Below are 23,143 nucleotides of genomic sequence, written 5' to 3'. Positions count from 1 at the left end.
ACGCCGATGCCGGCGTCGGCTCCCCGTCGCCCGTTGCCTGCCTCGGCACACGCCTCTCACCGTCCGAGTTGCAGCCCGTACCCCCACATCGAGCCCGCCGCCCGGAGGGCACTGGAAGGCGACATCCGTGACTCTGTCCCCACCCTCGGTCCCGGCCTCGACCCCCGCCTTAGGCGGGGCCGCACCGTGCCGGGAGTACTGGTTCGGCCTGCCCGCCCTGCGGACGAGTGTGAAGTCCGCCCGCGACACCGTGCGTGACCGGCTCCGCGCCTGGAAGCTCTCCGGCGACACCTGTGGCGACGCGGTGCTGCTGGTCTCCGAGCTGACCACGAACGTCGTGCTCCACACCGGCAGCGGCCGTGTCCTGTGCGGCCTCACGCTGACCGGCGACGAACAGCGCCTGCGCATCGAGCTCCACGACGAGGGCGGTGCCACCACCCCGGTCCGCCCGCCCGAACGGCACGCCGGCCCCGGCGCGGAGGGCGGGCGCGGACTGTTCCTCGTCCAGCAGCTCGCGGACAGCTGGGGCTCCGCACGCTCGACGCGCGGCCAAGGGAAGGTCGTCTGGGCAGAGTTGAGGACCAGCCCCTGATGCCGGGGACCCGGACGGCACAGGACGAGACAGGACGGCACCCGGCCCGGACCCGGCCGCCGTCGCACACAACCGCCGCGACCCCCTCGCGCGGCGGGGAAGACCCCGCCCTCGATCCCCCCAGAGAAGGCGCCATGACTCCCCACGGTGAAACCGCCTCTCCCGTTGTGCTGTACGTATGTGCCGACCGGTCCCCGGGCGCGCGCGGGGAGGCGACGGAGCGCGCACAGCGAGAAGGCCGGGCGTTCGCCCGGGAGCGCGGGCTCAGGATCGCCGAGGTCGTCACCGACACGTACGGCGAGCCCGACCCGGCCCGGCGCCGGGGGTGGCGCCGGGTGAGACAGCTGGCGCAGACGGGACACGTCACGGCCGTCCTCGTCCGCTGGCCGAGCGCCATCGCCCCGGAGTGCGCGCGCGAGCTGCGCCACCGCGAGGCCGCCTGGCTCCGCGATCAGGGCGTGCGCGTCCGCTACACCTGGGCGCCCCTGTCGGCGCGGGGCGCCGAGGCCGGCTGATCCCGTTCCGTGCCGCTCGGCCCGGTCTGCGGGGCGGTGGACGGGCCGGGGCGGGTGGTGCCCGCGGGGGTTCCGTCCCGGTTCCGGGGGGTATGTACTGGGTACACCCCCCTGGAAGGCTGATTCGATGCCGTGGCTCGCATGGTTGCTCGCCGCCGCGGCACTCGGTGTCGCGGAGTTCTTCACCCTGACGCTGGTCTTCGGGCTGCTGGCCGGTGCCGCGCTGGTGGCCGCCGTCGTGGCCGGTGTGGGGGTCGGCGTCCTCGGCCAGGTGATCGCCCTCGGAGTGGCGGCGGTGGCAGGGCTCGTCCTGGTCCGGCCCGTCGCGCTGCGGAGCATGGCGCGGGTCCCCCTCACGCATGAGGGCAGCGACGCGCTGGTCGGCAAGCGGGCCGAGGTGGTGCGCGAGGTCACCGCGACGCGGGGTCTGATCAAGATCTCCGGTGAGGAGTGGTCCGCCCGCGCGCTCGACGAGAGCCATGTGATTCCGGTGGGAGCGCTGGTGGACGTCATGGAGATCGAGGGCGCGACGGCTGTCGTGTATCCCCGCGAACTCCTGCCCTGACCTGCTGGACGTGACCCGCAGAAGGTGACCTGCTGAACACCTAGCGAGGGAGGAAGCGTGGATCCGTTCGTCATCCCGATTCTGGTGGCGGCGATTGTCGTCGTCTTTCTCGTGGCCGCCACCGTGCGGATCGTCCCGCAGGCGCGCCGCTACAACATCGAGCGCTTCGGCCGGTACCGCGCGCTGCAACCGGGCCTGAATTTCGTCCTGCCGGTGGCCGACCGCGTCAACACCAAGCTCGACGTGCGTGAGCAGGTGTACTCGTCCGACCCCAAGCCGGTGATCACCGAGGACAACCTCGTGGTCAACATCGACACCGTGCTCTATTACCAGATCACCGATCCGAGGGCGGCGGCCTACGAGGTCGCCGACTACCTCCAGGCGATCGACCAGCTCACCGTGACCACGCTGCGCAATGTCATCGGCAGCATGGACCTGGAGGGCACGCTCACCTCGCGCGAGGAGATCAACGCCCGGCTGCGTACGGTCCTCGACGACGCCACTGGGAAGTGGGGCATCCGGGTCAACCGCGTCGAGATCAAGGCCATCGATCCGCCGAACACCATCAAAGAGGCGATGGAGAAGCAGATGCGGGCCGAGCGGGACAAGCGCGCGGCCATCCTGCACGCCGAGGGGGAGCGGCAGGCCAAGATCCTCACCGCCGAGGGCACCAAGCAGAAGGACATCCTGGAGGCGCAGGGCACGCAGCAGGCGATGATCCTGCGGGCCGACGGCGAGGCGAAGTCGGTGGAGCTCGTCTTCCAGTCCGTCCATCGCAACAACGCCGACCCGAAGGTCCTGGCCTACAAGTACCTGGAGACGCTCCCGCACCTGGCGCAGAGCGAGAACAACACGTTCTGGGTGATTCCCGGCGAGCTGACCGAGGCGGTGCGTGCCGTCACCAGTGCTTTCGGTGACCAGTCGGCGACGGGACTTCCCCCGTCGGCGCCGGGAGCGGAGGCGCCGGCCGCGGGCGGCACGTCGGAGGAGGGCGAGGGCGATGACGAGCGCGCGGGCGTGGGCGAGCGCGCGGCTCCGGAGCTGGAGCCGGGATCGAAGCTCCTGCTGGACGCCTCCACGGCGGCCGACGAGGTCGCCAAGGAGGCCGCCGCCGCCGTCAGCGACGCGAAGGCGGAGGCGGAGGCCGCCGGAGCGACCCAGCTGCCGGACCGGAGGCGGACGTCCGGTGAGTGAGTGACGGCGTACGGGTGAGTGGCGGCGTACGGCGGGCGGGCCCGGGCCCGCCCGTCAGGCGGTCGCCTCGCGCCCCGGTTCCACCCTCGCCAGCCATGCCGTCAGCAGCCCCTCCAGCGCCGTCGCCTCGTCCCCGGTCAGGGTGTCGAGGAGGGCGCGTTCGTTGCGCATGTGCTCCGTGAACGCCTGGTCGATCAGCTCGCGGCCAGCACGGGTGAGGGCGACCACGCGGGCGCGGCCGTCGTCCGCCGCGCGGCGGCGGGTGACCAGGCCCGCGCGTTCCAGGCGGTCGATGCGCTTCGTCATCGCGCCGGTGGTGACCATGGTGTGCGCCGCCAGCTCGCCGGGGGCGCGTTCGTACGGCTCGCCGGCCCGGCGCAGCGCCGCCAGGACGTCGAACTCGCCCTCGCTCAGGCCGAACCGCCGGTAGACCACGCAGAGCTCCTCCGTGAGCAGCCCGGCCAGGCGGTGCAGTCGCCCGATCACCGCCTGAGGGCTCACATCGAGATCCGGGCGCTCGCGGGCCCACTCCGCCTGGATGCGGGCCACGTGGTCGAGGGGCTGGGCGGCGGGCTGGGGGAGGGGGTGCGGGGTGGTCTCTTCCGGCATGGCCTCATTATAGCTTCCGGGGAAGGTATATTAGCTTCCATGGAAGCTAATGCGCGCTGGGTCCTCGTCACCGCGGTCGCCCCGGTCGCCTGGGGGACGAACTACTACGTCACCCACGCCTACCTGCCCGCCGGGACCCCGCTCTACGGCGCCGCGATCCGCGCCCTGCCCGCCGGGCTGCTCCTGCTCGCGCTCCGGCGCGAACGGCCGCACGGATCCTGGTGGTGGAAGGCCGCCGTCCTCGGAGTGCTCAACATGGGCGGGTTCTTCGCCCTCGTCTATGCCGCCGCGCAACTGCTCCCCACCAGCACCGCGTCGACGATCATGGCGACCTCGCCCGTGGCCATGATGCTGATCGCCTGGGCGCTCGTGGCCGAACGGCCCGGTCTCCGGCCCCTGCTCGGGGCCGCCGCCGGCATCGGCGGGGTCGGCCTCATGCTGCTGACCGGCGCCGTCGCCGCGGACGTCCGGGGCGTGCTGGCGTCCGTGGCCGCCATGCTGATGTCGTCCCTCGGCTACATCCTCACCAAGCGCTGGGGCACCGGAACCGATGTCCTCGCCTCGACCTCCTGGCAGCTCGTCGCCGGCGGCCTCCTGCTGCTGCCCCTCGCCGTCGCCGTGGAGGGCGCGCCGCCCGCGCTCGACGGACCCGCCGTCCTCGGCTTCGGTTACGTCACCGTGGTGGCGACCGCCCTCGCCTTCGCCGCCTGGTTCGCGGGCCTGCGCCGTCTGCCCGCCGCGACCGTCGGTCTCGTCGGGCTGCTCAACCCCGTCACCGGGGTGCTGCTCGGCACCGCCGTCGCCGGGGAGGCGCTCACCCTGCGGCAGATCTGCGGGCTCGTCCTCGTCCTGGCCGGGATTCTGCTCGGCCGGCCACGCCGCGCGGTGCGGCGGCCGGCCGGGCCCCGGAGCGAGGCCGAGGACAAGCAGTGCTCTAGGGCTGGGTGACCGTCAGTTCGCGTAGGCCCGTGGGCCGGTCCTCGTCCGTGGAACGGACCGTCAGCCGGACCTGGCGCGCCGCCGTCCCCTTCCGGTACGGCTCCCAGTGCCGGCCGTCCACCGATGTCTCCACGTCGTACGAGGCCGGGCGCACCTCCGTCCACTCCGGGGCGATGCCCGTCACCGGGGCCGTCCGCCCCAGGTCCACCGTCAGCGTGCCCGTACCGCCGTCCGGGGACCACGCCGTCGCCGGGCTGCCGTCCACCGCCGCCGCCGCGTACAGACCGGGTGTCTCGGAGGTGGCCGTCGCGGGGCGGCAGCGGGCCGCGTCGGTGGTCGGGGTCAGGTCGGGGCGGCGCGTGGGGAGGGTGAGAGTGCCCGACAGCAGGCGCGGGCCCGCCGGGGTGTCCACGGTGAAGGGGGCACCCGACGTCAGGCGGACCTCCGTCGTCCGGGGGCCGATGGCGATGTCGTACGTACGCCCCCGATGGTGCAGGCCCGTCAGGCCGACGCCCCTGCCGAGCTGCGGCGGCAGCAACGGGTCCAGGCGCACCCCGTCCTCCCGCAGCCGCAGACCCGTCAGGCCGTGCGTGAACACCTGGAGGAAGCCGCCCTTTCCGGTGAGGAAGTCCTCGGCAGGGAAGCCGGAGAGCGGGTCCTGCGCGCCCGCCTTCGCGCCGCGCGCCTCGCTGAACAGGGCGTACGGACCGCGCATGAACGGGCGCACCGCCCGCTGTAGATAGGTGTACGTGGCGCACCCCGGCTCCCCGATGGCCGCCGCGTCGATCGCGTGGACCGAGTCCGTCATCGCAGGTCCGTCGGGGTCGGTGTGCGCCGCGTAGTAGTCGAGCGTCGAGGCGGCCGCCCCCGGCTCCATCGGCCACTCCAGGGGGTGGATGAGCAGGACGGTGTCGGCCTGTTTGATCGTCGAGCCGTCGTACCCCGCGTACTGGAGGAAGAGCTTGCGGTCCGGGTCGTACGGGATGCGCAGACCGTCCGCCACCCCGGTCCACTCCGCCGGGGCGGGGTGCCCGAGCAGACGCGCCGCGCGGGTGGCGTTGCGCAGGGCGGTGGCGGCGACGGCGTTGGTGAACACCCCGTCCGTGACGTCGTTGCTGTACTCGTCGGGGCCGGCCACCTCCTTCACCGAGTAGCTGCCGTCGCCGTTCCGCGTGGCGCGCGAGGTCCAGAACTCCGCGATGCCCCGCAGCATCTGCCAGCCGTGTCCGGCCAGCCAGTCGCGGTCGCCGGTGGCCAGGTAGTACTGCCAGACGGCCAGCGAGACATCGCCCTGGAGGTGGTTCTGGGTGACGCAGTGCGGCGGGTCCCAGCTCTGGCACTCGGACCGGAGGGCGCCTCGGCTCGCGCTCGTCCACGGGTAGAACAGGCCGTCGAACCCGAGCTTCTCGGCGTTCCTGCGGGCCTGGCCGCGCGTCCGGTAGCGGTACTCGACCACCGAACGGGCCAGCTCGGGCCGGGTGGCGAGCAGCCCGGGGAACATCCAGGTCTCGGCGTCCCAGAACACCATGCCCGCATAGTTGTCGCTGGTCAGTCCGGCCGGGGCGATGCTGTCGCGGGAGCCGGCGCGGGTGGCGGCGAGGAGCCCGTACTGCGCCGAGCGCAGCCACTTCTGGAGGTCGGGGCTGTCCGGCACGGTCACATCGGCGGACCAGTCCCGGCGCCAGGCGGCGGCGTTCTCCGCGAGGACGGCGGACCAGCCGCGCCGGGCCGCGCGCTGTGACGCCTCGCGCGCGGTGGTGCGCGGGGTGCGCGAGGTGAGCGCGGTGTCGATGCCCACGTACTTCTCGAACGTATACGTGTGCCCGGCGCTCACCCGGGCCGTATCCGTGCGCGCCGACGACGGGCGGCGCACGGTCTGCACGATCGCGCCCTCCGTGCCGGTGCCCCGTGTCCGGAACGTTCCGTCGTCCTCCAGCGCGATCCGGCGTGCGCCGCGCGGGTCGAGCCGGCCGGTGACCGTCGCCGTGCCGCTCCAGTGCGGGGTCATGCGCAGCCGTACCGCTCCGGTGTGCACGTCGGCGCGGTCGGCCAGCACCTCGTACGTCAGGTCGGTCGCGCGGCCGTCGGAGGCGGTCCAGCGCAGCGACGTACGCACCAGTCCGCAGCGCAGGAACAGCGTCTGGCGGTAGCGGGAGATCCGGCCCGCCGGGGTGGCGGAGCCGTAGGTCTCGCCGCCGACGCGCACATCGAGGTCGGTCCAGCTCGGCAGCGCGGCCACCACCTCGCGGCCCGCCGCCAGGTCCTTGTCGCGGCCGTAGAGCCCGGAGACGAAGGCGCCGTCGTAGCGCGGGGTGAACAGCGGCCAGCCGGTCTTCTCCGCGCGCTCCGCGTACCCGGCGCCGGCGGCCGGCACCCGGTGACCCAGATAGCCGTTGCCCACGTACGGGTCGTAGCCTGCCGCCTCTCCGTAGGCGGTGGAGGCCGGCGCCCACGCGGGATCGGTGTCGCGCCCGCAGGCGACCGAGGACGCCTGGGGCGCGGTGGCCTGCGCGGCGGGCGCCGGCAGTGGCGCCGCGGCGACCAGGGCGCATGCGGCCAGGACCGTGAGAAGAGAGGTACGCGAGAGGCTCACGCTACGAACGTAGGGAAGCGGGCCCGGCGCGGCGGGGCACGGCGCGCGGGTGAACGGCTGACGCGCGCCCCCGGCCGCGCGGCCCGCCCCCGCCGTCCCTCAGGCCGCGAGGCCCGTCTTCAGCCCCGCGCCGCACAGCGGGACGACGACGCTGCGGTCCGTCCAGCCGCCCACGGCCGCCCAGCAGGCCACGCCCGTCGTCTCCACGTAGAAGCCCCGAGCGGCCAGATCCCGCTGGGCGGCGCGGATCCGGTCCTCGGTCACCGTCAGGAACGTGCCGCCCGACGCCCGCACCGCCGCCAGGATCGCCCGGGCGCGCGGCGGACGGCCGATGGCGATCCCCTCGGCGAGGGTGGGGGAGGCCGTGGCACCGGCCGGCGCGGGGAGCAGGTCGTCCGCCCCCGCGTGGAAGGCCGCCGCCAGCGGGGACACCGCCTCGGCCTGCACCGCCACCAGCGCGGGAGAGGTGTCGATCAGGCCCTGGGCGAGGAGTTCGGAGACGGCCAGGGCGGCGCCGAGGAGCAGCGTGCCGTTGCCGACCGGGACCGCGATCGCGTCCGGTAGCCGGCCGAGGTCCTCCCACAGCTCGTACACGTACGTCTTCGTGCCGTGCAGGAAGTACGGGTTGAAGACGTGCGAGGCGTAGAAGACACCGGGGGCGTCGGCGGCGGCGCGGGCGGCGAGCGCGGTCGCCTCGCGGTCGCCGGGGACCGTCTCCAGCCGGGCGCCATGGGCCCGGATCTGCTCCGTCTTCTTCGGGGACGTGCCCTCGGGGACGTACACTGTGCAGGGCAGCCCGGCGCGGGCGCAGTACGCGGCGACGGCGGTGCCCGCGTTGCCGCTGCTGTCCGCGACGACGCGCCCGGGGCCGAGCCTGCGCGCCAGTTCGGCGAGCATCACCGCGCCCCGGTCCTTGAAGGAGAGCGTCGGCATCAGGAAGTCGAGCTTGGCCGAGACCGTGCCGGTGAGCGGGACGAGCGGGGTGCGGCCCTCACCGAGCGTGGTCTCCGGCGCGGACAGCGGCAGGACTTCCTCGTAGCGCCACAGGGAGTTGACGCGGCCCGGCAGTTCGCCGGGGCGCAGCGGGTCCGTGAGCGCGAGGTCGAGATCCCAGGGACCCCGGCAGACCGGACAGCACCAGGGCGCCGAGTCGACGTCGGCGCGGGTGCCGTCCTGGGGGCAGCGGTACGGGGGGAGGTGCGGGGTGGCCATGGCAGCCAGCATGCCAGCCGCCAAGTGGGCGGCCCCGGGGCGGCTGCGCCGACGCAGCCGCCCCGGAACCGGTTCTGGGCCGGACACGCCCTAGGGCGTGTCGTCAAACTGGCGTCTGCCGGGCGACGCCATGCACGCACTCTCGCCGCACCGGCCCCAGACCCCGGTACGTCCAGTACAGGGGCCTGGGGCCGGCACGCCGAGAGCACGCACCTGACGCCGCCCGGCCGCCCTTCGGGCAACGACACCAGTTTGACGACACGCCCTAGCGGTGGGAGAGCCCCCGGTCGACGGCGGTCATCAGCTCGCCGTCGTCGGTGTCCCCGTCCAGCGACCAGAACATCGCGCCGCCGAGCCGGTGGTCGCGGATGTAGGCGGACTTGGTGCGCAGGACCTGCGGGTCGTCGTACGTCCACAGCGTGGTGCCGTCGAACAGCCAGGCGCTGCCGTCCCGGACATTGCGGTGGACCTTGTACGTACCGGATTCGGCCAGCTTCTTGAGGGCCTTGTAGTCCTCGTAGCCGTCCGCCCAGGTGGCCGGGGCGGGGGCCGCCGCAGGCTGGCCGAGGCCGTCGCCGCCGCCGGTCACGCCCGTCCAGCCCTGCCCGTAGAACGGGATGCCCAGCACGAGCTTGCGGGCCGGGGCGCCGCGCTTCAGCCAGTCGCGCACGGTCCGGTCGCCGCTGAAGTCGCCCTTGGCGTACAGCGCGGACTGCTGGGCGGTGGTGGACTCGCCCGACACGTGGAAGTCGTAGCCCTGGAGGTTCACGAAGTCGAAGTCCCGCATGATGCGCGGGACGTCGAAGCCCGCGTCGATCTTCTCGGGCGAGGCCGGGACGAACGCCGAGAGGTCGTAGTGCTTGGGCTTCGGCTTCCCGCCGTGGCGGCCCTTCTGCGCCTTGGCGCTGCTCTTCGCGTAGGCGTCGAGCTGGGTGCGGAACTCATGCACCAGGGCGGTGAAGTTCCGCTTGTCCTCGGGCCGGTAGACCGTGTCGGTGTCACCGGCGGATCCCGGCCACTCCCAGTCGATGTCCACGCCGTCGAAGAGCCCGGCCGCGGCACCCTGCCCGCCACGCGTCCCGTCCACCGGCAGATTGCCCTTGATGTACAGGTCGATGCAGGAGGAGACGAAGGCCTTGCGGGAGGCGGGCGTGCGGGCCGCGTCGGAGAAGTGGGTGGACCAGCTCCAGCCGCCGAGCGAGATCATCACCTTGAGGCCGGGGTGCTTGGCCTTCAGCTCGCGCAGCTGGTTGAAGTTGCCCGCGAGGGCCTGGTCGTCGGTGTCGGCGACGCCGTCCACCGAACCGGCGGCGTCCAGCGGACGGACGTAGTCCGCCCAGGCGTCGGCCTCGCCGGGCACATTGCCGGTGAAGCACTTGCCGTCGGCGCTCACGTTGCCGAACGAGTAGTTGATGTGGGTGAGTTTGGCCGCCGTGCCGCTCGTCTCCAGGTCCTTGACCTGGAAGTCGCGTCCGTAGACGCCCCACTGGGTGAAGTAGCCGACGCGCTTGTAGGCGGGGGCGGAGCTGTGGTGGCCGCTGCTCCCGTGGTCCTTGCCGTGCCCCTTGCCGTGGCCGGCGGAGGCGTTGGCGGCGGGGGAGACGGTGGCTGCCAGCGAGAAGGCGCAGGCGGCGATGGCCAGGGAGGACAGGATTCTTCGACGCATGGGGCCCGTTCCTGTACGTGTGCTGCGGGGGCTGATGCCTGGGCGAAAGAGGTGAACAGGGTGGTGTGGAGAGGAAGTTATTGGTCTGGACCAAATAAGGTCAAGAGGTGGCGGCGAGAACGGCCGAAGAAGTGGTGGTGGCCTCCGGCGGGATATGCGCACCCCGGCCAGGAACCATCACTTCGAGTGAAACTCTGGCCTGTGCTTGCGGGGCGGAACCGACGGTTGCGACGCTGTTGCAGTCTGTCAACCTTTTGGGGAGTGGCCTGTGACTTTCGGTGAGCAGCCCGCCTATCTGCGCGTTGCGAGCGATCTGAGAGAGAAGATCGTCAACGGTTCGCTGCCGCCGCATACGCGCCTGCCGTCGCAGGCGCGTATCCGCGAGGAGTACGGCGTCTCGGACACCGTCGCGCTGGAGGCGCGCAAGGTGCTGATGGCCGAGGGGCTGGTGGAGGGCCGGTCCGGCTCCGGCACCTATGTGCGCGAGCGCCCGGTCCCGCGCCGGATCGCACGCTCCGGCTTCCGTCCGGAGTCGGGTGCCGGACCGTTTCGCCAGGAGCAGACGGCGGAGGGCGCGCGGGGGACCTGGGAGTCCCGGAGCGAGCAGGAGGCGGCGCCGCCGGAGATCGCCGAACGGCTCGGGATCGAGCCGGGCGACCGGGTGATGCGCACGCGCTACGTGTTCCGGGACGCGGGCGAGCCGATGATGCTCTCCACCTCCTGGGAGGCCCTCGCGATCACGGGGCGCACGCCGGTGATGCTGCCGGAGGAGGGGCCGCTCGGCGGCTGCGGGGTGGTCGAGCGGATGGCCGCGATCGACGTGGTCGTGGACAACGTGGCCGAGCAGGTCGGCGCGCGCCCGGGGCTGGCGGAGGAGCTCCTGGCGCTCGGCGGGGTGCCGGGCCATGTGGTGATGGTGATCGAGCGGACGTACTACGCGTCGGGCCGCCCGGTCGAGACCGCAGATGTCGTGGTGCCCGCCGACCGCTACCGGATCGCCTACCACCTGCCCGTCCGGTGAGGTGCCCTGGTGGGGGCCGTGTCCGCCGGTCCCGCGCCCGTCCGGGGCGCCGTTCCTGTCGGGTGACCGGTATCCGGTGGGAGGCGTCCGGCGGCCGTGACGACAAGTTAACGGCCGCCCGGGTGCCGTAACAGCCGGGCAATCGCCGACCGTCCTGGCTTGTCATGTCCCGCTCCTACCTTCCCGTTCGAACCCCGCACACCGGACTGACGAACGGGAAGTCACCGATGACGGACACCGCCACACCCAGGACGGCCGAGAGCCCGCCGGCCGAGCCCGCCGCCGGAGCCCCGGAGCCGGAACACGGCCCGGGGGCCCCGGCGGCCGGGGCCGGCGCCCCGCCGCCCAGGCGCAGTTACGCCAAGCTCGCCGCCGACGAGAGCCGCGAGGACTACTCCCTTCGCTACGCGCCGCACTCCTTCCGGCGCTGGTCGCCGGGGACCGTCGCGGGCACCGCGCTCGGGGGGATCGCCTATCTCGCCGACTTCGCGATCGGCGCGTCGATCGTCTTCACCTACGGCTTCACCAGCGGGTTCGCCTCGATCCTGGCGGCCGCGACGATCATCTTCCTGACCGGCATCCCCATCGCCCGCGCCTGCGCCAAGTACGGCCTGGACATGGACCTGGTCACCCGGGGCGCCGGTTTCGGCTACTTCGGCTCGACGCTGACCTCGCTGATCTACGCGTCGTTCACCTTCATCTTCTTCGCCCTCGAAGGCTCGATCATGGCCCAGGCCATGCACCAGGCCGTCGGACTGCCCGTCGAGGCGGGCTATCTGATCACCACTCTGATCGTCATCCCGATCGTCTTCCGGGGCATGGGCGCCCTCGCCAAGGTGCAGGCCTGGACCCAGCCGGTCTGGATCATCGGCATGGTGCTGCCGTTCGTCGTCCTCGCCTTCGAGGCGCCGGACGCCTGGGGCGCCTTCGGCTCCTTCGGCGGTACGGAGGGCGCCGGATCCGGCTTCTCCTGGGTCGGGTTCGGCCTCGGCACGGGGGTCGCGCTCTCGCTCATCGCCCAGATCGGCGAGCAGGCCGACTACCTGCGCTTCATGCCCGCCAGGACGGAGGCCAACAAGCGGCGCTGGAACCTCGCCGTGCTCGCCGCCGGACCCGGCTGGGTCATCATCGGCGCGGCCAAGCAGATCGGCGGCGCGCTGCTCGCCTTCGTCGCCCTGGAGGCGGTCGGCAAGACGCACGCGCTGGAGCCCATCGCCCCGCAGATCGAGGCGCTGAAGCCCTGGCTCGGTTCGTTCGCGCTGCCCGCGGCCGCGCTCTTCGTGATCGTGTCGCAGATCAAGATCAACGTGACCAACGCCTACAGCGGCTCGCTGTCCTGGTCGAACTTCTTCTCCCGGGTGACCCACCGCCACCCCGGCCGGGTCTGGTACATCTTCCTCAATCTCGTCATCGCGCTGACGCTGATGGAGATGAACATGTTCGCGGCCCTCAACAAGCTGCTGGGCTTCTACTCCAACGTGGGCATCGCCTGGATCGCGGCCGTCGCCGCCGACCTGGTCATCAACAAGCGGATCGGGCTGAGCCCCCCGTACATCGAGTTCAAGCGCGCCTATCTGTACGCGGTGAACCCGGCGGGATTCGGGGCGATGGTGATCGCCTCGACCGTCTCGATCCTCGCCTTCTTCGGGCTGTTCGGCACGTACGCCGAGGCGTTCTCGACCTTCATCGCGGCCGGGCTCTCCCTGACGCTCTGTCCGCTGATCGCCTGGGCCACGAAGGGCAAGTACTACCTGGCCCGGCCCAATCCGGTGAACGGCCCCGGTGTCGAGGTCGCGGACATCACCGCCACCCACACCTGCGCGGTCTGCGAAACCGCCTACGAACTCCCGGACATCGCCGACTGCCCCGTGCAGTCCGGGCCGATCTGCTCGCTCTGCTGCTCGCTGGACGCGGAGTGCGGCGACGTCTGCCGCAAGGACCCGGCCGACGGGCCCGTCCTCATGCCGGTGCCGGCGCTGCGCGAAGGCGCCGCCCCGGTGTAGCCCGCCGGCCGCGGCCGTGAAGAAGCCCTGGGGGCGCATCCGTTCGGGTGCGCCCCCGAAGCATTGATCCGTACCTGGCCGGATCGGTATCTCTTTGTGCAATCACGTATGCGTTGCGTGAAGGTCAGGCGTACGCTCGGGCATATGCGTACTGCGGTTTCCTGGGGATCCTTAGAGACGTGCACGCCGTTCAGGGGAGGGGCGCAATGCTCGGGAGGGGCACGATGAGCGACAGCGGTGCCGTGCTCCACTGGCTGGTGATACGGCAGGACGACAACGGCAACCGCTACCGCGTGGGCAGGTATGCCACGCAGGCCGAGGCGCAGCGGACCGCCGACAAGCTGCAGGACCGCGGCCACAAGCAGCTCTACTGGGTGGAGCGCATCGGGCAGGCCGCCCGACCGTAGGACCTGTCGTGGTGCGCCGGAGCGCGGCATTACGCTCCGGGCCATGACTGATCGCGTAGTGGTGGCCGGTGCCGTCTACGACCGGGGGCGGCTGCTGGCCGCGCGCCGCAGCGCGCCGCCCGAGCTGGCCGGCGGCTGGGAACTGCCGGGCGGCAAGGTCGAGCCGGGGGAGAGCGGCGAACAGGCGCTCGTGCGCGAGCTCCGCGAGGAGCTGGGTGTGGAGACGGAGCCGCTGGAGCGGATTCCCGGCGAGTGGCCGCTGTCGCGCGGCTATGTCCTGCACGTGTGGACCGTCCGGCTGATCTCGGGTGTGCCCGAGCCCCTTGAGGACCACGACGAGCTGCGCTGGCTGGGGCCCGGCGAGATCGACACGGTGGACTGGCTGGAACTGGACCGGCCCGCGGTCGCGGAAGCCGTGCGGAGAAGGCCCGGTGGCGATCGGCCCAGTTGAGCGCGGCGTTCCGCCCGCCGCCCTCCCGCTTGCGGCGCACACGGCCGAGCGGAGTCTCTGATCAACGGCGCGTGGAACCGGGCGCGTGCGCCCTCCCGCCCCGTACATCCGTTCGCGCGCAGGGCCGTACACCCGTACGCCCCACGTGCCGACAGCTGCGGTATTTCGTCATAAATTCCGGGTATGTGCTGTTTAGCCCCCACACACCGGGCGTTCTCCGCTGCTGGTCTTGGGAAGTGAACGGCGTGACCGATACCGAAGGCGACTGGGCCGAGTGGAGCTTTCCGGCTGTTCCCGGTGCCGTGCGCACGGCCCGGCACGCCGTTCATGACGCATTGCGCTGCTGGGGGCTGGACGCCGCCGTCGGGGATGTGGCCGTTCTGCTGGTCAGTGAGCTGGTGACCAACTCCATGCGCTACACGGCGGGCCCGATCGGGGTGCGCCTGGTGCGCCCCCATCCCGACGGCGACGGCCCCGCCGCCCACTCGGGTCTGCTGGTGGAAGTCTCCGATCCGCTTCCGGATCCGCCCACCGAACGCACGGCCGGTCCCGACGACGAGGGCGGCCGGGGACTGCAGCTCGTGGCGTGTTCGGCCCGCCGCTGGGGGACCCGACGGGGAAAGAGCGGCAAGACGGTGTGGTTCGAGCTGGCCCTGCCTGGTTAGGAGTCAGGTGGGACGCACAGCGATCACCGGAGGTCGGGCAGAACCTGGCTGAAAGGGACTGAGACCGTGCTGTGATCGTGAACGCCGTGCCGGACGGGGCCGTAGTGCTGAATACTGCGGGCAGGACCGGTCCGGTGTGTGAGCTGGAGGGGACGGTCGCGTGAGCGAAATACCTGGGACAGCGGGCGACGTCGTGTGGCAGAGCAGTCCGCCTGGCTCGATCTACGACTACATCAGGGTCGCCTCCTTCTCGATCGGCCCCGACGGCCTGATCGAGCAGTGGAGCCGCCGGGCCGCCGGCCTCTTCGGCGTTGCCGCGCACGAGGTGGTGGGCCGGGACCCGGTCGACGTCTTCATGCCCGCCGAGCTGCGCCGTGACGGCCGCCGCACGGTCGACGCGGTGCTCGACGGCAGGGAGTGGACCGGCCTCGTCCCGTTCCGGATGCCGGACGAGGAGGGGGTGCACGGGCTCGCCGAGATCTATGTGATGCCCAGTGAGACGGCGTCGGGCGAACGGGCGGCGGTCTGCATCGTCGTGGACGTCCGCGCACTCCGCCGGATCGAAACGGACCTTGCGGCCTCGCAGGCCATTTTCGGCCAATCTCCCTTCGGGTTCGTCCTGTTCGGCACCGACCTCACCGTCGTCCGCGCCAACCAGCGGTTCGCCACCGTCTTCGGCGGCCGCGCCGACGACCACCGAGGCCGCACGGTCGACGACTACCTCGCCGGCGCGGAGGCCGCCCGGCTGACCGCCACGCTCGAACGCGTCCTGGCCACCGGCGAATCCGTCACCGACCTCCAGCTCGTCGGCACCGCCCCCGGCGACACCGAGCGCCGCCACTGGTCGATCAACCTCTACCGGGTGCACAGCGGATCGGGGCGCCCCACCGGCATCGCCGGACTCGCCACCGATGTGACCCGGCGCCACATCGCCGCCCGCGAGGCCGCCAGCGCCCGGCGCAATCTCGCCCTGCTCAACGAGGCGAGCGCCCGCATCGGCAACTCCCTCGACCTGGAGACCACCGCCCGCGAACTCCTCGATGTCGCCGTGCCCGGCTTCTGCGACCTCGCCTCCGTCGACCTCTACCAGGCCCTCCTCACCGGCGAGGAGGCCGCGCCCGGCAGCTGGAGCCCGCTCCGCCAGGAAGCGGTCGGCGGCTCCGCCGAACTGCGCCGCGTCGCCTTCGCCAGCGCCGTGTCCGACGCCGTCCCGGACACCGCCCCCGACGACGAGACCGGGCTGACCGCCGAAGGGCCGCCCGCACTCGGAGCCGTCCACCGCTACCCCTTCAGCTCGCCCTGCGCCGTCGCCCTGCGCAGCGGCCGGGTGACGGACGTGCCCGGCGACGACCGGGGCTTCGTCCAGTCCACGCTGGCCGTGCCCATGGTCGCCCACGACACCGTGGTCGGCCTGGTGCGGTTCTCCCGTACGAAGGGCAGCGAGCCGTTCGGCGACCGCGACCGGGCCCTGGCCACCGAGCTGGCCGCCCGCGCCGCCGTCTGTATCGACAACGCCCGCCTCTACCGGCGCGAGCACGAGCGCGCGCTGATCCTCCAGCGCAGCCTGCTGCCCCCCGGCGACCCCGAGGCCGCCGGCCTCGACATCGCGTGCCGCTATCTGCCGGGCAACACGGCGACCGAGGTGGGCGGCGACTGGTTCGACGTGATCGAACTCCCCGGGCACCGCACCGCCCTCGTCGTGGGTGACGTGATGGGCCGCGGGCTGCGCGCCGCCGTCGCCATGGGCGAGCTGCGGACCGCCGTGCGCACCCTGGCCCTCCTCGACCTGGAACCCGCCGAGGTGCTCTCCGCGCTCGACGAGGTCGCCCGGGGGCTCGGCACCCCCGGCGCCGCCTCGTCCGAGGGGGGCGGCGGTGCCCAGTGGCCGTCCCGCGCCGCGCACAAGTCCCGCGAGGCGGACCTCTCCGAGGTCTATCTCGCGACCTGCGTCTACGCCGTCTACGACCCGGTCACCCGGCGCTGCACCTTCGCCAACGCGGGCCATCTGCCGCCCGCCGTGGTCGAACCCGGCGAAGCCGCGCTCCTTCTCGACGTACCCCCCGGAATGCCGCTCGGCGTCGGCGGCGAACCCTTCGAGGAGGTCGAGGTCGAGCTCAAGGAGGGCGCGCTCCTGGCCCTCTACACCGACGGGCTCGTCGAGTCCCGCGACCACCCCCTGGACGAGGGCCTGGAAGCGCTCCGCCGCGCCCTGGTCGACCCCGACCGCCCCATCGAGGACGTCTGCGACCACGTACTCGGCTCGCTCCACACCCGGCACGGCGAGGACGACATCGCCCTGCTGATGGCCCGCATCCAGGGGCTGCCCACCGAGGCGGTCGGCGACTGGCGGCTGCCCCGCGAACCCCGCTCGGTCGGCCGCGCCCGCGAACTGGCCCGGGGCCAGCTCCTCGCCTGGGACCTCGAGGAACTGGTGGACACCACCGAGCTGCTGGTCAGCGAGCTGGTCACCAACGCCCTGCGGTACGGCGAGGGGGAGATCAGGCTCCGGCTGCTGCGCGACCGCACCCTGGTGTGCGAGGTGTGGGACGCGGGCCTCGTCCAGCCGAGGCGCCGACGGGCCCGCGACACGGACGAGGGCGGCCGGGGGCTCCAGCTGGTCGGGCTGCTGAGCGCGGCGTGGGGGTCCAGGCGGACCCCCCGCGGCAAGACCGTCTGGTTCGAACTGCCGCTGCCCGACGGCGGACCGGCCGCCGAGCGCACGGTGGAGGAACTCCTCAGCATGTTCTGACGCCGGCCCCCGGCCGGCTCAGGTGCCCGACTTCAGCGCGGCGAGACGGGCCTCGACCTCGGCACTGGCGCCCAGCGAGTCCAGCTGCTCGAACTGGGCGTCCAGCGAGGAGGCGGCCAGCTCCTGCTTGCCCACCGCCTTCGCCTCCTCGCGCCGCACCTTGTCCTCGAACCGGCTCAGCTCGCTCGTCGGGTCGAGGACGTTGATGTTCTTGACGGAGTCCATCATCTGGTTCTGCGCCTGCGCGGACTTGGCGCGCGCCACCAGCTCGTCGCGCTTGGCCTTCAGCTCGGTCAGCTTCGCCTTCATCTGGTCCAGGCCGGTCTTGAGCTTGTCGACCACCTCGGTCTGCGAGGCGATGGTGGGCTCGGCGGTCTTCGCCTCCTTCTCCGACTGGAGCTGGCGGCCGAGCGCGACCTTGGCCAGGTTGTCGAACTTGTCGGCGTCGGCGGCCGATCCGCCGGCCCGCAGCTCATCGGCCTTGCGGCTGGCGGCGAGCGCCTTGCCGCCCCACTCCTCGGCCGCCTCGACGTCCTCCCGGTGGTCCTGCTCCATCAGCCGCAGATTGCCGATGGTGGCGGCCACGGCCTGCTCGGCCTCCGAGATGTTCGACGTGTAGTCGCGGATCAGCTGGTCCAGCATCTTCTGCGGGTCCTCGGCCTGGTCGAGCAGGCTGTTGATGTTGGCCTTCGCCAGCTGGGTGACGCGTCCGAGAATGGTCTGCTTGGTCATGGCACCTCTCCTGTGGGGTCCGGTCGTTCCGTGGTGCGGTCCGTGCGCACGGGCGCGGGCGGGGTCGGGTTACGGGTGCGGGCGTCGTTCAGAAGCGGCCGCCGCCGCCCCTGCGGCCGCGGGTGCCCCCGCCGCCGAAGCTGCCCGGCCCGCCGCCCCCGCCGAAGCCGCCGCCCCCGAAGCCGCCACCGCCGCCGAACCCGCCTCCTCGGCCGCCGCCCATGAGGCCGCCGAGGATGATCCCGCCGAGGACCGCGCCGCCCATCCCGCCGCCCGGGCCGCCTCCCCGCATCCCGCCCGTGCCGCCGCCACCGCCGTACGACCGCACGTCCTGCTCCGCGAGGCTCCGGGCCTCGCCGGCCAGTGCGTCCGCCCGCTGGGCCTCGGCCAGCGCGCTCTGCGCGTCGTCCGTGCCGGCCAGCTCGCGGGCCCGCTCCAGCCGCCGCTGGGCCTCCGCGAGCCGGGTCCTGGCCCGGCTGCCGACCGCGCCCCGGTTCGTCGTGATGTAGTCGGCCGCGGCACCGACCGCCGAGCGCGCGGTGAGCATCGCCGGGTCGAGCAGCGAGCGGGCCCGCCGGTCGCCCTGCTCCTGTTCGCGTGCGCCGGCCAGCGCCTCGTCCAGCGCCGTGTCCGCCTCCTCCACCCGGCGCAGGGCGTCGATCGGGTCGTACGGACCGGCCCCGACCTCCTGCCGTACGCCGTCGGCCACCGACCGCGCGCGGGCGATCCGGCCGCGCAGATCCGCCGTGGAGACCCCCTGCGCCGTGCCCTCCAGCAGCCCGCCCGCGTCCGCGAGGTCCGTCTCCAGCTCGGTGAGGGCGGCCGACACCTTGCCCGCCGCCTCGTCCAGTTCCCGGGCCCGGCGGTCGATGCCGTCGGTGAGGGCTGCCGCCTGCCCGATCGCGCCCTCGGCGGCCCGTACGTACACCGCGCCCGCCGCGTTGTCGCCGCCGTCCACCGCCTGCCGGGCCCGGTTGAGCGAGGACGTCGCGAAGACGAGCCGGTCCTTGGCCTGTTCGACGTCGCCCGCGACCGGGGCCGACGCGGACTGCGCGTAGCGGCCGCGCATCGCGGCGAGCGCGGTCTCGGCCGCGGCGACCCGGCCGGCGAGCGCGCGGAACCCCGTCTCGGCCGCCGCCAGGGCCTGCGGGGCGTTGCGCTCCAGCTCCCGCAGCCGGTCGAAGTCCTCGGAGACCGCGTCCAGCCGGGCGTTGGCGTCCGCGCAGCGGCCGATGATCTCGTCCAGCATCCGCCGCCGGGTGGCGTCGTCCTCAGGAAACGCGTCGTCGAGCTGCTGGCGCAGCCGGAACGCCGCCGTCAGCTCGCCCTTGGCGTACGCGACCGCCTCGGTGAACGGAGTGGCCGCCTCCTCCCCGAACTGGGCCGTCGCGAAACCGAGTTCCTCGTCGCTCGTACGGACGGCGTCGTCCGTGTCGACGAGGGTCTGCTTGGCCCGGGCGTCCAGCTCAGGCAGCGCAGTGGGCGGCGGCGCACCGCCCTGCCCGCCTCCGGCGGGCCCCCAGCCGGTCGCGGCGGGTGTCGTACGGGTGGTGGCGCGCCGTCTGCGCCGGGTGAAGGCGTACGCGGCGACCGCTCCGGCGCCGCCGACGAGGACGATCGGCAGGATCAGGTCACCGGTGTCCGTGCCGGCGGACTTCCCGCTGCCGGGGTCGTCGGCGCCCGGGGTGATCGCGGGCGTGGGGACGGGGGCGCCGGCCAGGACGGCGGAGTAGCCGTCGGCGGCCCCGATCGCGGCGCCCGCCCAGTCGTTCTCCTTGAGCGCCGGCTCGATGGCGGTGCTCGCCACGTCCTGGAGCTGCGCGTCGGTGAGGCGGGAGTCCTGGTCGACGGAGTACGCGTACTGCCGGTCGTGGGTGGCGACGGCCAGCAGGACGTCGTCCCGGCCGAGTCCGTTGCGGTCGGCCGTCTCGTCGGCCCAGTCCTGCGAGGAGCGTCCGGAGAAGTCACGGACGTAGGCCACGAAGAGCTGGACGCGGCGCTTGTCGTAGAGCTGGTCGAGCGCGGTGACCACCTGCGGCTTGCGGTTCCCGAGCGCGCCCACCCGGTCGGTGATCTGCCCGTCCCGGGACAGCGCGACCGGCCCGTCGGCGCGTGCGGTCGGCGCGGGGGAAAGGGCCAGCCAGCCCACCGTCAACAACACGGCGAGCAGGGCCCGGCCCGGTATGAGGATCCGGGTTCGGCTCACAGGCGGCGTCACGTTTGTGAGGCTATGTCCGCACCTGGGGTGCCGCGACCCGGCGAGGGGCCGGACCCCGGCCCGTGGTCCGGCCGGGTGACGGACCGGACCGGCCCGTCACCCGGCGCGTGGCCCGGCGCGGCTCAGATGCTGAAGCGCTCCTTGGCGAGCAGGGGCCGTACCCGGGAGCGGAAGCCGCCGGTCCGGAACGGCCGCTGGAGCAGCCCGGGGCGCAGTGCCTGGGCCAGGGCGGCGGCGATCATGCCCTGGTCGAGGGCGAGCGCGAAGTCGCTGACCCGTCCGGTGGAGACGTTGACGGAGTCCCGGAAGCCGTAGCCCTCGTGGTAGGCGCCGAAATCACGGTCCAGCGCGCGCAGATTCGTCACCGCCTCGGCCGGTGCGTAGGGCAGCGCGAGGAACGAGGCGTGCGGGGTGACCACACCGTTGGTGAACGCGGACGCCGGCGGCAGCGGGTCGCCGTCCGTCGTGTACGTCCGGTCGGTGTTGGAGGCGTACCCGTCGGTCTGCATGCCGAGCGCGTCGACGCCGTACTCCTGATAGCCGCCCTCCGGCACATTGGCGGGGGAGAAGCCCCAGTACCCGTACCGCGCCTCCTGCATGCCGTGCTCGATCTGCCCGCGCACATACCGCTGGTGGCTGCGGCCCCACGAGCGCGGCGACCACTCGGGCTCCGGTACGAAGAGCGGCACCATGAGGGCCTCGAACATCGACCCGCCCCAGGTGGGGACGAGCTTGCGGCCCCGGTGCGTGTAGTGGCCCTGCCAGACGCGGATGCCGTCCATCGCCGCGTACGAGCCCTGCGGCTCCTGCTCCTGCTCGTTGCCGGGGAGCATGGTGCGCAGCAGGTGCCAGTAGTGGTCTGCGGGCAGCGAACCGTCGGCGATGCCCAGGTAACTGGCCATCCGGGGCTCGGTGTTGAGGGCGCCGTAGTGATGGCCCGTGGGCTCCCCGGTGTCGGTCCAGAAGCCGCCGCGCAGCTGGCCGGGGCCGGCGACCGGATCGGCCGGGTCGTAGGGCGTGTAGTAGTACGACCAGTCGGCGTCCGCCAGCAGCCGGGCGATGCGCGGCCCCAGCCCGGGCGCCGCGTCCGCGGCGATGCGCAGGCCGGTGACCAGCCAGGCGTTGTCGACGGACGAGAGGAACGGCCGGACCGGGTCCCCGGTGCCGGGCCACTCGGTCAGCACCGAACCGTCGTGCGCGTCGTACCAGTTGAGCCAGAAGCCGTGAGGGCGCTCCAGCTTCTCGACGGACCGGACCGTGCGCTCCAGCCTGCGCCGCATCGTGGCGTCGTCGATCACACCGAGGCCGCCGGCGGCGACGGTGGACCAGAGACCGCAGCCGATGTTGGTGGGCGAGGTCTGGCGCGCGAGGACGGCACCGCCGTGGCCGCTCACATCGATCTTGTCGACGGCGAGCCCGAGATCGGTCGTCATGGCCTCGATCGAGCGATACGTGGCGCGGAACCAGCGCAGCAGCAGCTCCCGGTCCGGCGCGCGGCCGTGGGCAACGGCGCCCGCCGGGGGCGCGGACAGGGCTCCGAGGGAGAGGGCGGCGGCCCCTGCCCCGGTGGCGGTGAGAAACGTGCGACGGTCCATGAAGATCCGGCTCCCGGTGGCAGAAGGGGGATGGGGGAGATTCGTGGCGTGCTCGGTGCGGTGGCCGAAAGCGGCCGGTGGTGCGGTACGGGAACCGGCGGAGGTCAGGTTCCGCCGGTTCCCGTACGGGCGGGAGCCGTCAGGGGTTCCCGGTCGGTGGGCCGGGGTCAGCCGGCGGTGCGGGGCAGGGCGCGGGTGCGGCCCAGCTCGCCCAGCCAGAGGGCGGACGGCTTCGGCAGCCGTTCGAACGTCTCGGGGTTCCACCCGATGAGCCCGAAGGTCGGCTTGTACGAGCCCCACTCGTAGTTGTCGAGCGCGCTCCAGGCCAGATAGCCCTGGACGTTGAGGCCGTCCTCCAGCGCGGCGGCGACCTCGTTCAGCGCGCCCGTGTAGTAGTCGATCCGGCGGCTGTCGTCGTCCGTGGCGATGCCGTTCTCGGTGACGATCAGCGGGATGTCGCGGCCCACGACCTCGGCGGTGTGGCGCAGCGCGTATCCGACCGCGGCGGGGTAGTACTCCCACTGCGTGAGGGTGCGCTCGACGTCGTCCGCCGTCGGGATCGGGCCGTCGGTGCCGATCTTCGTCCGGGTGTAGGACTGGACACCGATCCAGTCGTCGCCGCGCGCGGCCTCGATGAAGACGTCCTCGCGGGGGTGGCGGTAGGCCGCGGTGACCTCCTCGGCACCGGGGAGGGCCTGGTAGACCTGGTTGGCGATGGTCCAGCCCACCTGGATGGCGGGGTTGATCGCCTTGACCTCCTTGACGGCCGCGTGGTGGGCGGCGATCACGGCGAGGGTGGTCTCGTCGTCCGGGGTGGGCAGACCGGCGGGCGGGAAGCCGATGTCGCCGCGCTTGGCCTGGCCCGCCATGACGGCGATCATGTTCGGCTCGTTGATGGTGCAGACGTGGCTCACGTCCTCGCCGATCACGGGCGCGCAGGCCGCGACGTACCGGGCGAACAGCTCGGTCGCGCCCTCGGAGGTGAAGCCGCCGCGCTCCTCGAACCACTGGGGCACGGTGAAGTGGTGCAGCGTGACCATCGGGCGCAGCCCGCGCTCGACGGCACCCTCGACCATCCGCCGGTAGTGGGCGAGCTCGGCGCGGGAGAACCGCCCCTCGGCGGGCTCGATGCGGGCCCACTCGATGGAGAAGCGGTAGTCGGTGAAGCCCAGTCCGGCGAGCACGTCCATGTCCTCGCGCCAGCGGTGGTAGCTGTCACAGGCGTCCAGGCTGGGCTCCTGGATGTGGGTGCCCGCGGTGTGCTCCTTGACCCACCAGTCGCTGTTGGTGTTGTTGCCCTCGATCTGGTGGGCGGCCGTGGAGGCGCCCCACAGGAAGCCTTCGGGGAACGGGACCTGGGTGTGAGTCATCGCAAACTGTCTTTCTGGTGCGTGAAGGGGTGCGGCCGGCGGAGTGG

General features: G+C 72.9%; 19 protein-coding genes. 11 read left to right on the top strand and 8 right to left on the bottom strand.

Annotation, left to right across the window (positions count from 1 at the left end):
* Positions 1–127: 127 nt before the first annotated feature.
* The 4 genes from RLT58_RS12520 (at position 128) to RLT58_RS12505 (ending at position 2,866) form a co-directional block, all read left to right on the top strand.
* Positions 128–592, top strand: a complete 465-nt coding sequence (locus RLT58_RS12520; RefSeq protein WP_399131403.1) for an ATP-binding protein — start codon at positions 128–130, stop codon at positions 590–592.
* 134 nt (positions 593–726) lie between these two features.
* Entirely contained in the window at positions 727–1,107 is a 381-nt protein-coding gene (locus tag RLT58_RS12515) for a hypothetical protein (protein WP_311310477.1), read from the top strand.
* A 127-nt stretch (positions 1,108–1,234) separates the two neighbouring features.
* A complete protein-coding gene (locus RLT58_RS12510; RefSeq protein ID WP_311310476.1) occupies positions 1,235–1,672 on the top strand; it encodes an NfeD family protein in 438 nt (145 codons plus the stop codon).
* Positions 1,673–1,729: 57 nt separating this feature from the next.
* Positions 1,730–2,866 (top strand): SPFH domain-containing protein, encoded by a 1,137-nt coding sequence (locus tag RLT58_RS12505; RefSeq protein WP_311310475.1) that lies wholly within the window; start codon positions 1,730–1,732, stop codon positions 2,864–2,866.
* Between the two features lie 54 nt (positions 2,867–2,920).
* On the opposite strand, the gene RLT58_RS12500 is transcribed toward RLT58_RS12505, so the two are convergent.
* A complete protein-coding gene (locus RLT58_RS12500) occupies positions 2,921–3,475 on the bottom strand; it encodes a MarR family winged helix-turn-helix transcriptional regulator (protein ID WP_311310474.1) in 555 nt (184 codons plus the stop codon).
* A gap of 39 nt (positions 3,476–3,514) precedes the next feature.
* On the opposite strand from RLT58_RS12500, the gene RLT58_RS12495 reads away from it, so the two are divergent.
* Complete coding sequence (locus RLT58_RS12495; protein WP_311310473.1) at positions 3,515–4,423, top strand: DMT family transporter; 909 nt, start codon at positions 3,515–3,517, stop codon at positions 4,421–4,423.
* Here the strand turns inward: RLT58_RS12495 and RLT58_RS12490 are convergent.
* From RLT58_RS12490 to RLT58_RS12480, 3 genes are all read right to left on the bottom strand, one after another.
* Entirely contained in the window at positions 4,410–7,007 is a 2,598-nt protein-coding gene (locus RLT58_RS12490; RefSeq protein ID WP_311310472.1) for a discoidin domain-containing protein, read from the bottom strand. The genes RLT58_RS12495 and RLT58_RS12490 overlap by 14 nt on opposite strands.
* Positions 7,008–7,106: 99 nt before the next feature.
* The gene (locus tag RLT58_RS12485) at positions 7,107–8,219 is read right to left on the bottom strand and encodes a pyridoxal-phosphate dependent enzyme (RefSeq protein WP_311310471.1); all 1,113 of its coding nucleotides are present in this window, start codon (positions 8,217–8,219) and stop codon (positions 7,107–7,109) included.
* Positions 8,220–8,484: 265 nt separating this feature from the next.
* A complete protein-coding gene (locus RLT58_RS12480; protein ID WP_311310470.1) occupies positions 8,485–9,885 on the bottom strand; it encodes a glycoside hydrolase family 18 protein in 1,401 nt (466 codons plus the stop codon).
* Between the two features lie 268 nt (positions 9,886–10,153).
* Here RLT58_RS12480 and RLT58_RS12475 point away from each other — a divergent pair, with 268 nt between their 5' ends.
* The 6 genes from RLT58_RS12475 (at position 10,154) to RLT58_RS12450 (ending at position 17,181) form a co-directional block, all read left to right on the top strand.
* The gene (locus RLT58_RS12475) at positions 10,154–10,906 is read left to right on the top strand and encodes a GntR family transcriptional regulator (RefSeq protein WP_311310469.1); all 753 of its coding nucleotides are present in this window, start codon (positions 10,154–10,156) and stop codon (positions 10,904–10,906) included.
* Positions 10,907–11,133: 227 nt separating this feature from the next.
* Positions 11,134–12,909 carry a purine-cytosine permease family protein gene (locus tag RLT58_RS12470; protein ID WP_311310468.1) on the top strand — a complete coding sequence of 592 codons (1,776 nt, stop codon included), beginning with the start codon at positions 11,134–11,136 and terminating at the stop codon, positions 12,907–12,909.
* Between the two features lie 206 nt (positions 12,910–13,115).
* Complete coding sequence (locus tag RLT58_RS12465; RefSeq protein WP_311310467.1) at positions 13,116–13,316, top strand: SPOR domain-containing protein; 201 nt, start codon at positions 13,116–13,118, stop codon at positions 13,314–13,316.
* Positions 13,317–13,359: 43 nt separating this feature from the next.
* Entirely contained in the window at positions 13,360–13,767 is a 408-nt protein-coding gene (locus tag RLT58_RS12460) for a (deoxy)nucleoside triphosphate pyrophosphohydrolase (protein ID WP_311310466.1), read from the top strand.
* A 236-nt stretch (positions 13,768–14,003) separates the two neighbouring features.
* The gene (locus tag RLT58_RS12455) at positions 14,004–14,432 is read left to right on the top strand and encodes an ATP-binding protein (RefSeq protein WP_311310465.1); all 429 of its coding nucleotides are present in this window, start codon (positions 14,004–14,006) and stop codon (positions 14,430–14,432) included.
* Between the two features lie 193 nt (positions 14,433–14,625).
* On the top strand, positions 14,626–17,181 hold the full coding sequence (locus RLT58_RS12450; RefSeq protein WP_311314497.1) for a SpoIIE family protein phosphatase: 2,556 nt from the start codon (positions 14,626–14,628) through the stop codon (positions 17,179–17,181).
* A gap of 18 nt (positions 17,182–17,199) precedes the next feature.
* On the opposite strand, the gene RLT58_RS12445 is transcribed toward RLT58_RS12450, so the two are convergent.
* The 4 genes from RLT58_RS12445 to RLT58_RS12430 all read right to left on the bottom strand — a co-directional run bounded on the left by RLT58_RS12445 (position 17,200) and on the right by RLT58_RS12430 (position 23,096).
* A complete protein-coding gene (locus RLT58_RS12445; RefSeq protein ID WP_311310464.1) occupies positions 17,200–17,913 on the bottom strand; it encodes a PspA/IM30 family protein in 714 nt (237 codons plus the stop codon).
* 88 nt (positions 17,914–18,001) lie between these two features.
* A complete protein-coding gene (locus tag RLT58_RS12440) occupies positions 18,002–20,119 on the bottom strand; it encodes a TPM domain-containing protein (protein WP_311314496.1) in 2,118 nt (705 codons plus the stop codon).
* Positions 20,120–20,253: 134 nt separating this feature from the next.
* Positions 20,254–21,726, bottom strand: a complete 1,473-nt coding sequence (locus RLT58_RS12435) for a glucoamylase family protein (protein ID WP_311310463.1) — start codon at positions 21,724–21,726, stop codon at positions 20,254–20,256.
* A 167-nt stretch (positions 21,727–21,893) separates the two neighbouring features.
* Positions 21,894–23,096 (bottom strand): glycoside hydrolase family 1 protein, encoded by a 1,203-nt coding sequence (locus RLT58_RS12430; protein ID WP_311310462.1) that lies wholly within the window; start codon positions 23,094–23,096, stop codon positions 21,894–21,896.
* Positions 23,097–23,143 lie beyond the last annotated feature (47 nt).

Source organism: Streptomyces sp. ITFR-16, assembly GCF_031844705.1.
Classification (GTDB): Bacteria; Actinomycetota; Actinomycetes; order Streptomycetales; family Streptomycetaceae; genus Streptomyces.
The sequence above is the reverse complement of the archived record's forward strand: the minus strand, read 5'-3'. Positions and strand labels throughout refer to the sequence as shown.